Annotated in this window: 10 protein-coding genes; 7 read left to right on the forward strand and 3 right to left on the reverse strand. The window is 42.5% G+C overall.

Features of this window, described 5'->3' with window-relative positions; translation table 11 throughout:
• Positions 1-4: 4 nt before the first annotated feature.
• From I2484_RS16535 to I2484_RS16545, 3 genes are all read right to left on the reverse strand, one after another.
• Positions 5-538 (reverse strand): hypothetical protein, encoded by a 534-nt coding sequence (locus tag I2484_RS16535; RefSeq protein WP_207152157.1) that lies wholly within the window; start codon positions 536-538, stop codon positions 5-7.
• A 540-nt stretch (positions 539-1,078) separates the two neighbouring features.
• Positions 1,079-2,383 carry a glucose-6-phosphate isomerase gene (locus I2484_RS16540; protein WP_207152158.1) on the reverse strand — a complete coding sequence of 435 codons (1,305 nt, stop codon included), beginning with the start codon at positions 2,381-2,383 and terminating at the stop codon, positions 1,079-1,081.
• Positions 2,384-2,488: 105 nt separating this feature from the next.
• Positions 2,489-2,680: a hypothetical protein gene (locus I2484_RS16545; RefSeq protein ID WP_207152159.1), complete on the reverse strand. Its 192-nt coding sequence runs from the start codon at positions 2,678-2,680 to the stop codon at positions 2,489-2,491.
• 416 nt (positions 2,681-3,096) lie between these two features.
• Here I2484_RS16545 and I2484_RS16550 point away from each other — a divergent pair, with 416 nt between their 5' ends.
• The 7 genes from I2484_RS16550 (at position 3,097) to I2484_RS16580 (ending at position 9,693) form a co-directional block, all read left to right on the forward strand.
• Positions 3,097-4,749: a hypothetical protein gene (locus I2484_RS16550; protein WP_207152160.1), complete on the forward strand. Its 1,653-nt coding sequence runs from the start codon at positions 3,097-3,099 to the stop codon at positions 4,747-4,749.
• 82 nt (positions 4,750-4,831) lie between these two features.
• Positions 4,832-6,211 (forward strand): S-layer homology domain-containing protein, encoded by a 1,380-nt coding sequence (locus I2484_RS16555; protein WP_207152161.1) that lies wholly within the window; start codon positions 4,832-4,834, stop codon positions 6,209-6,211.
• A gap of 14 nt (positions 6,212-6,225) precedes the next feature.
• Positions 6,226-8,547 carry an S-layer homology domain-containing protein gene (locus I2484_RS16560; RefSeq protein WP_207152162.1) on the forward strand — a complete coding sequence of 774 codons (2,322 nt, stop codon included), beginning with the start codon at positions 6,226-6,228 and terminating at the stop codon, positions 8,545-8,547.
• An 81-nt stretch (positions 8,548-8,628) separates the two neighbouring features.
• A complete protein-coding gene (locus tag I2484_RS16565; protein ID WP_207152163.1) occupies positions 8,629-8,871 on the forward strand; it encodes a hypothetical protein in 243 nt (80 codons plus the stop codon).
• Positions 8,872-8,912: 41 nt separating this feature from the next.
• The gene (locus tag I2484_RS16570) at positions 8,913-9,167 is read left to right on the forward strand and encodes a hypothetical protein (RefSeq protein WP_207152164.1); all 255 of its coding nucleotides are present in this window, start codon (positions 8,913-8,915) and stop codon (positions 9,165-9,167) included.
• A gap of 38 nt (positions 9,168-9,205) precedes the next feature.
• The gene (locus I2484_RS16575; RefSeq protein ID WP_207152165.1) at positions 9,206-9,475 is read left to right on the forward strand and encodes a hypothetical protein; all 270 of its coding nucleotides are present in this window, start codon (positions 9,206-9,208) and stop codon (positions 9,473-9,475) included.
• A gap of 38 nt (positions 9,476-9,513) precedes the next feature.
• The gene (locus I2484_RS16580) at positions 9,514-9,693 is read left to right on the forward strand and encodes a hypothetical protein (protein ID WP_207152166.1); all 180 of its coding nucleotides are present in this window, start codon (positions 9,514-9,516) and stop codon (positions 9,691-9,693) included.
• The last annotated feature ends 132 nt before the right edge of the window (positions 9,694-9,825 follow it).

Here is a 9,825-nt window from a genome sequence, read left to right on the forward strand (position 1 = left end):
CCCCTTATCCGTATAATAAAAGCCCTGCACCATTAGTGACAGAGCTTCCAATTACTTTCCAACTATTTTCATTATCCTGAAATTTATTTTCGGGTAATGGGATTTTCTCTTCAGTGATATCGATTGCAGTAGCAGCGGTTTCGAAATAACTTGTTATAAATTCACTTACTGTCAGTAAGAGTTCCGTGATTGACAGTAAAAATATATCCAGGGAACCGCTCGATACATCCATATCCAATATGACTTTTCTATAGTGTAAAAAGTCTATTATCTCATCAGATTCGGGTAATCTTTTATCCAATACCTTCAATAAGTCAAATCCTTTATCATCCATCCACTCCCAAAAATAAAGTGCATCAGGATGTAAATCTTTTGAAACTTCAACGAATTCACGGAGGTTGTCACTTTTCCCAGTATCTACTTGAAAGTATTGATCCATGGCTAAATATAGATCAATTAAAAGATCATTCAACATCGTATCAGTTTTACTTTTAATAGGGGTTGTAAGTCCCATGAACCGTTTCGGATTAGTGTTCATAGCTATGTTTCCTCCCTTAGAGGTCTATTCCTTAGCTTATAGTACGTTTTTCTTTTTGTACATACAAAGACATTAATCTCTACTTAAAATAATTTCAGAACCAATAACCGGTTAACTTCTGAAATAGATAGCCCATGAGGTTCTCAACATAGACAAATCCTCAGGTTGCATAATCCTAAATCACAAAAACCTTTATACTATACCTTATTCTACAGCCTCTGAATAAACCCTTCAATTTAAACAATCTCACAGAAAAACAAAAATGCTTCATGTGTATAATAAACAGCAACCACTTTTTAAGGTTTGGATAAAATAGGAATAAATGTGGAAACGTAATCTAAGTCCATCAATCATAAACATCATACACCTCACCAACCGAGCATAAACAACGCGCCACCAATCATATTCCCCACCAAAAAAACCAAAAATCCCCCTATATACGCAAAAAAAATCAGACATCACGTACATGTCTGATTTTCAATATAATAGGTTCTACATCTATTGCCTAAATCGTTATTTACGCACCAAAACGTACAGCCGTTATTGGCCTGCTGTCACATGTCCTGGCTTCTCCAACAATCTAAATGTAATGTTTTTATAATCCTCAACTCCGGGCTGATCGAAAGGATTTAGGCCCTGCAAGTAAGCACTCATTGCACATGACAGTTCGAAGAAGTAAATTAGGTAGCCGAGGTTATACTCATCCTGTTTAGCCACGTCAATCCGTAGGACGGGGACGCCGCCCTCTATATGCGCTTCCATAGCGCCATGCATCATAACTTCATTGATTTCATTCAAGGTTTTATCCGCTAGATAATTCAAGCCATCTAAATTGTCGGCAGATGTGGGGATTGCATTATCCTCCGCAGCTTCCGTGAAATGGATGAACGTTTCGAAAAGAATCCGTTGACCATCTTGTACATATTGACCGAGGGAGTGTAAATCGGTAGGATAGGCAACCGCTGCTGGGAAGATACCTTTGCCGTCTTTCCCTTCACTTTCACCAAATAGCTGCTTCCACCACTCGTGGAAAGTCGCAAGGTTTGGCGAGAAACTTGCTAAAATTTCGACGTTATAGCCTTCAGATAGCAGATGATTACGTAAAGCTGCATACTGATAAGCAGTATTCGAACTGATATCCTCGCTTGATAGATCGTGAACTGCTGCTTTTGCTCCTGCAAGAAGTTGTTCAATATCGACCCCTGCTACTGCAAGAGGAAGTAATCCAACTGGTGTAAGTACAGAATAACGACCGCCAATATCATCTGGTACAACAAAAGTCGCAAATCCTGAACGTACAGCCAATTCTCTCAAAGCACCTTGTGATTTATCGGTAATGGCAACAATTCGTTCACTTGCGGATGAACCATAGCGGTTTTCCATGAATTCAAGCAAAATCCGGAAAGCGATTGCAGGTTCCGTTGTTGTTCCAGATTTCGAAATAACAATGACCGCAACTTCTTTACTTCCCATATAGCTTACTAATTGTTTCATATAGGCTCCGCTTAAGTTTTGGCCGGCAAAAATCACTTCAGGATTGTCCGAATTTTTTTCGAAATACGGTGATAGTGCGTCTTGAATAGCCCTTGCACCTAAATACGAACCTCCGATACCTATCACAACAACCAACTCTGCTTTTTCACGCAACTTCTTCGCTACATTTAGAACCTCAGCTAGTTCATTTGACGGAACCTCATTCGGTAAATCCTTCCACCCCAAATAGTCAGCGCCTTCAGTAGTGCCTTTGTTCATTTCTTGATGAATCGTTTTTACGCGTGCACCAAATAGTTCCTCAAGTTTACTTGTAGAAATATGTGACTGATTTAATGTTAATGGATTTGTCAATTCAACATTCTCCCCTTCTATGTGGTTTTATCAATTCAAGCCAGTCGTTCCTATTTCGTAACGCCCCTAACGGCTTGTTGCAGGTTCACTAACAGTTTAACACTTTCAACTTCCGCCCATCTTTTCATCAAGATAGGCTGCTAACTCATTTTTCATGAGGTGAGCCACTTTTGCTACCGCAATTAATACTAGTTCCAGTGTACTCTCCCTCTCTATTATGACCAACAACCGTTGTAACTTCAATTCTAAACTATTAGAAAGTTTGTCTTGGTTCATTGATTGGCACCAGGCGTTCAAGATTTCCTTCTTTATCTTCAGTATTGACTGAGTACCACAGTCACCTAGGTAATTCAGAGGCTAGCAAACACCCGAAACAATATAAAGTTATTCTTCAATTAGAGGGGGGTTTCGCCATGCCCCACTGATTGTTTAAAGAACTTAGGCCAAGAGCGCCACGTCCTGTGGCAAATCCCTAAGTAACCAACATCCTGTTGGCCCTAACCATTCGGGCTTTTACGGGCAGTTAGATCCCCCAACTATTCTTCTTGTGTCCCCGAAGACTTGACGTGGGGGTCTTACTGCCCGTTAATGCGGGAGCAATTTTTCCACTTTTCGGCTAACATTTCCTCTGTTCATCCCGATATACTACCTATGGACTGGTTTATCTATATAGACCCTGAATAGTTACAAAAATTGTATAGGAGGCATTGCATTTGATTACAAAACGCTTGTTTTTTCCAGCTATTATCATGTACCTTTTTTCAAGTCTTTTCTTCATTAATTCAGCAGCAGCGAGTGCACCGGTTAACGGTACTTTTGTGGATGTAACGTATGACGAAGTACAGCTTGATAAAAACACGACAGAAAAACGTTTAAAAAGCATTACGATTAAAAATGAGCAAGGACGGACGATGACGTTGACTATCGATAAGTTTGCCAAGTTGTCGGTCGATTCGGTTATGACGACAATCGATGCATTCAAGCTCGGTATGGAAGTGGAAGTCGATGTCGAATTACGCCGTGTTAAAGCACTGCGGGGTCTGACAGGTTCAGAGCCTGCTCAGATTGTTCATCGTGATAAAGTTGTCACGGGTACTGTCAACAAGATGGACAAGGATGGCAAGTTCATCACAGTCAGACTCGATGATGGCAAGTCAAAAACGTATTATTTAACGCATGAAACCGACATCCTCAAAGGGACTGAACGGACAGATATAAGTGTTCTATACGAGGGAGATCGCGTTAAGCTCATTTTTTCCGAATATGATACGAACTTCATTGCTTCCATTGAAGTGATTGTTCAAGGTATCAAAATTGAAGGGCTCTATAAAGGGACGATTCAGCGAATTGACGCTACAAATAACAAGCTCATCGTGTCGAATGAAATGATGTTCCGCGATTGGAAGTGGCAACCAACTGCTCCGCAAAGTAACAGCAGCTATACATACTCTGCTAAAACGCCCATTTACCTGGGCAATGAAAAAATTAAGCCGGATCGCTTGCGTTACTATGCGAATCACGATGTTTATTTCGTGACCGTTAGTCAATTTGGACAATCAGTAATTGAGAAGATGGTTATCAAGAAGACGAATGAGCGCACTTTTTATGAACCTATGACTTTCGTCAATACTTCGTCGAATTTGATTGGACTGAAAAATGTCGGTTCTGTTTCGTATAATCCGGGTACGATTCTAGTCCGCAACGGTCGATTGATTGATTCGAACAGTTTGCTAGCGAGCGGAACAGCATTTGTTGTCACGGACGGCGTTCAGAAGAGCCAATACGCCACTGTTGTGCACATTACGAATGACGGTTTCCAAAGCCCGAACTTGACGAATCACTCGATTTACTACGGCCAGATTAGTTCAGGCAATTCATACACTGTCACACTGAAAAATGCTTCGCTACTGTCTAACAACTATTGGAGGCCTGTAACGGCGCCGAAGTTTGGATTTAGTAACGATACTGTTGCTGTTGAAGATTTATTTGGTTCTGTCATTAAGATTGTTCCGCAGCAAGATGAAATGAGACACCATGTAGGTCGCTTCGGTTACTTCTATGTGGCCAATAATACGATTGTTGCCACTCATCTCATCGATCCAAAAGCACCTACAGCAAATCTAGTTTCTGTCGGAAGGATTGAACGTATTAATCAGCATAAACCAGCCGTCATTGGTATCCGTAATGTCAGCCAGTGGATGAACGGTTATTGGAATACGGCAGGAAATATTTCCAGCATGAACATCGAACAAGCAACAATTATTCGTGACGGCAAAGTAATTCAAGCAAGCGATTTACTACCAGGTGAACGTGTTTATATCCTGCATGAATCGAAAGTTAAAGGGCGGGTACTGCTAGTCAATTGACTAGTGCAACCTCCAGTGTAGAAAGGGATGAAGATCTATTAATAAGTTTGGTATTTTTATGTGTGCGTTGGGTTTGTCAATCTTGATAGCAACACCGTCGGTAGAGGCTAAACCAGCTGATTTCAACGGCGGTATCCTCAATGAATATGTCTATGAAGAGGTGGTTTTTTTAACAGGCTACCCTATCACTTTCTCAGGCAAAGCGACTGTCACCGAAAAGGAGAATAAGGGACAGCTGACGTCTACGTACCGTTTTACATTAGCAAATACGGCTGGCGATAAGTTAACGCGCAGTGTTGTCTATGTATCCGATATCGACGAACGAGTAGATAAGGGTCAAACAACTGCTCAGACCTCCGTGAAAAGCTATTCTGAAAAAATAACAATTGGTAAAAACCTAACGTACACGCTTGATGATTATCAATTTTCACAAGGTGCAGTGAGCGACAATCGCCCTGCTTCTGATTATTATTCAGGCAATATTGTAGGCCGTAAAACGTATAAAATGGCCAATAAAACGCCAAAGTCAGAAGAGCTGATCACTGTTCACATGAGTGGCCGTAATATGGGCTATGAAAACTTCTGGGGAGCAACTGAAACGCAAATTATGGATTATGAAATTGGTACGAATGAAGGATCTGCTTTCGTGACAAGTAAAGTATCTGACAGCAAGTCTAGAACGCTTCAATACGAAGCACATGACCCTTCCCTATCCAGTTTTACGGGGGGACACGCTGTCATTAGTAAATCTACTATGATTGGTGAATATACGTATACTATCCCTTATGGGGCGGGAAAAGGTGTTGTTCATTTATCCCAAAAAAATGTTCCTAAAATCGAACGACTCATCGTTCCTAAATTCCGCGATGTTGCCAAACACTGGGCAAAGGATGATATTGAACGGCTGTATTCGCTAGGTGTGTTTGATGAAAAAACGCAGTTCTTCTCGCCGAATACGCCAATGAAACGTTATCAGTTTACGGTTGGTGTATTGAAAGCGGTCGATATTCGTGTACTCGAGCAACCTAAAAAGAGTAAAGTGCCGAAAAAAGCGATTTTCAACGATTTAAATGTGAAAGATCCCGATTATCTATTCATTGAAAGTGCTGTTGAAAAAGGAATTATTACGGGCGTTACGCCGGATGAATTCAAGCCAAATAGTCCCGTGACACGTGTACAAGCTGTCGCGATATTGATCCGCGCACTAGGTATGGAAGGCCGCGCGCCGAGTCCTGGTTATCGCACGAATTATGTGGATAACAATAAAATTCCAGCTTGGGGGAAAGACAGTGTGTATGTAGCAACGGAACTTGGCTTGATTTATGGCGATGAAAAAAATCGTTTCAATCCGAATGCCCCGTTAACTAGGGCACAATCCGCGGCACTTATTGTCCGTTTCCTTGATTTCCTAGAAAGTGATTTAAAACAAAACTATCGTGATGATATGCTCTTTTTTGAGTGAGGGAGGTCGAAGATTTGAAGTTTATTGATAAAAAAAGAATTCTTTCCATTGTACTTATGATGATTTTACTACTTGCCGCAGTTCCCTCTTTCGCAAGCGCGGCGAGCCCTTTCAAAGATGTAAAAACGGATCACCCCGCCTACTCTTCCATTGAATGGGCATACAAAGATGGCCTTATCAAAGGGTATCCAGATGGTACGTTTAAGCCTAATGGCATTTTGACAGAAGCACAATTCGTTGCGTTACTTATTCGTTTCGATTGTTCGGCTGGGGATTTTAGCGACAATTATCGTTATATGCAAAGTAAAAACATTCCTTTGAACGGCTATACGAAGACACAATTGCGTACGCAGCCGATAACCAAGGGCCAAGTCGCGCGTATCATCGCAGCGTTCCAAGGTTCCGATTTGAGCGAAACATATGCGGTGAACTATATGTACGCAAACAATTTGGCAACCGGGGCAACCGGCAAAAATGATTATCAAGATTATGGTGCGAATCTATCCATGACTCGTGCAGACGCGGCTGATTTTTTCAAGCGTCTGTCTAAATACGGCGATTGCTCTATGATTGGCTTAAACAGGGGTTCGAATGGCGGCGGAGATAAACAGGACGTCGTGCCGCCGAACTTCACTGGCAAGGAAACCGTCTTCTTCCCTAAACCGGAGAAAGATCCTAATCCGCCCGTTTCCAAGCCTTCCAATTCACAACTTACTGAGTTTACTGTTGAAAAAGGTTCACTAATTGCAAATGGTGTAGATTCGACTTTTGTTACTTTGTCGCTGAAGACCTGTTCGGGGGACCCGATCAGTTATGAGGATTCGTTGTCGTTTAGTGTGACTTCGAAGGTTGGGGCGAAGATTACGCAGGATGACAGAAGGTTTGATGAAAAAGGAAATGAAATAGGCTCCGCGCTACAGACAAATTACAATTCAAGCTTCGTCTCAGACGGACCGGATTTAACTGTAAAAGTTACCGCACCCGCCTCGAAGAATTTCCGAACAGATGAAATTTCTTTTCAGATTAATGATAGAAACAATAAAAATAAGGACTTAAACTGCTATACGAAACCAGTAAGTGTGCAGTTAGATTATACTCCTCAAGCAGAGTTACGGATTGAAATTGTTGGAAATAATAACAACAATACTAATGGATATGGTTTATTTAATGGAACACTTCCTGCGGATGGTTCATCAGCTCGGATAACCGCGACAATTGTTCGTCCAGGCGGTGAAGTAATTCGTGGCTATAATGGACGCGTTCGTTTCCGTTCAGCCGAAGGGGCTTATTTATCCGACCAATACGCTTATTTCTCTAATGGTGTCGCAACCATTTATATGTCGTCCATTTGGTCATCACAACCAATATTGGATGAGATTACGGCAGAGATTGTGCAATCAGATCCGCGCTACCAAGATGATATAGCTTCTATTTTGAATAAAACACATGGTCGCGAAGTGGCTTATGATCCGCCTCTACGCAGTGCCTACAGTTGTTCAACCAATGCAGAAGTTGCGTTTATCATCGACTCTTCAGGGAGTATGCAGCAGAGCGATCCAGGTCTACTTCGCATTACAAAAACGAAAGAGTTTTTAGCGGCGATAAACCCGACAAGGAGTCTTGCTTCTCGTTTTAACTCGACTGGTCATTTGCTAAGTCCATCCCGTCCCGCTAATGATGTACGACCATCTATTGATAACGTTGGGCAATCAGGTGGAACAAATATTGCAGCCGGTCTAGATGTAGCATTTAAAAACTATAGTGGTAATGGCCCGAAAGTTGCTATCCTGCTAACCGATGGCAAATCAAACGAAAACAAAGTTCTTGAGATGCTGAAGTATGCGAGTGCTCAAGGCATCACGATTCACACCATTGGGCTCGGAAATGCAAAGCAATTGAACGAACCATTACTGAAAAAACTTGCGCATGAAACAGGCGGCCAATACTACCATGTCGCTGAGAGCATTGACTTGGGAATCGCCTACCAATCCATCCTTTCAGAAGTCACATGTGGCATTCCCGCTCCAACATGCACAACGGCAAGCCATTTATTCAGATCACCAACACTTGAACGCACTAGCTCATCGTTCTTTATGAGCACGTATATCAATGAGCGTTGCAGCGTGCCTGCACGGGTTATCCTGCGCTTCAATTCACTCCAGGGTGACATCGATTACGAATTGATTCCTAGGGGGCAAGGTTTATACGCCCTTACAAAGGAAATCAATGAAATCGCGAATTTCGATTTGTATAGTGAAGGTGTGTTTATCGCTTTTGGTAAGGATAGATATGGAAATGAGTATGAACTTGGTAAAAGGTATGTCCAGATGAAATAGAGATATTAATTGAAAAGAAGTGCGGACCGAGTTTGGGGTCTCCACTTTTTTTTGCGTTGGTTGGAGGGTTTTCTCTTTTCGTTGGACACTTCCGGCGATTGGTTGCAGGCTTTTCTGAGTTTGTTGGACACTTCGAGGGATTCGTTGGAAACTCCTTCGTTGGTTGGACACTTTTCTCTTTTCGTTGGACACTTCCGGCGATTGGTTGCAGGCTTTTCTGACTTGGTTGGACACTTCGAGGATTTCGTTGGAAACTCCTTCGTTGGTTGGACGCTTTTCTCTTTTCGTTGGACACTTCTGGCAATTGGTTGCAGGCTTTTCTGACTTGGTTGGACACTTCGAGGATTTCGTTGGAAACTACTTAGTTGGTTGGACGCTTTTCTCTTTTCGTTGGACACTTCCCGCGATTGGTTGCAGGCTTTACCGAATTCGTTGGACACTTCGAGGATTTCGTTGGAAACCCCTTTTTTGTTGGACGCTTTTCTCTTTTCGTTGGACACTTCCCGCGATTGGTTGCAGGCTTTTCTGAGTTCGTTGGACACTTCGAGGGGTTCGTTGGAAACTACTTCGTTGGTTGGACGCTTTTCTCTTTTCGTTGCACACTTCCGGCGATTGGTTGAAGGCTTTACCGAGTTTGTTGGAAACTTCGAGGATTTCGTTGGAAACCCCTTTTTTGATTGACGCTTTTCTCTTTTCGTTGCACACTTCCGGCAATTGGTTGCAGGCTTTTCTGACTTCGTTGGACACTTCGAGGATTTCGTTGGAAACTCCTTCGTTGGTTGGACGCTTTTCTCTTTTCGTTGGACACTTCCGGCGATTGGTTGCAGGCTTTTCTGACTTGGTTGGACACTTCGGGGATTTCGTTGGAAACTCCTTCGTTGGTTGGACGCTTTTCTCTTTTCGTTGGACACTTCCCGCAATTGGTTGAAGGCTTTACTGACTTGATTGGACACTTCGAGGATTTCGTTGGAAACTCCTTCGTTGGTTGGACGCTTTTCTCTTTTCGTTGCACACTTCCGGCAATTGGTTGCAGGCTTTTCTGACTTGGTTGGACACTTCGAGGGTTTCGTTGGAAACTCCTCCATTGGTTGGACGCTTTTCTCTTTTCGTTGCACACTTCCGGCGATTGGTTGCAGGCTTTTCTGACTTGGTTGGACACTTCGAGGACTTCGTTGGAAACTCCTTAGTTGGTTGGACGCTTTTCTCTTTTCGTTGGACACTTCCGGCGATTGGTTGCAGGCTTTTCTGACTTGGTTGGACACTTCGAGGATTTCGTTG

It is taken from the genome of Sporosarcina sp. E16_8 (assembly GCF_017347095.1).
Lineage (GTDB): Bacteria > Bacillota > Bacilli > Bacillales_A > Planococcaceae > Sporosarcina.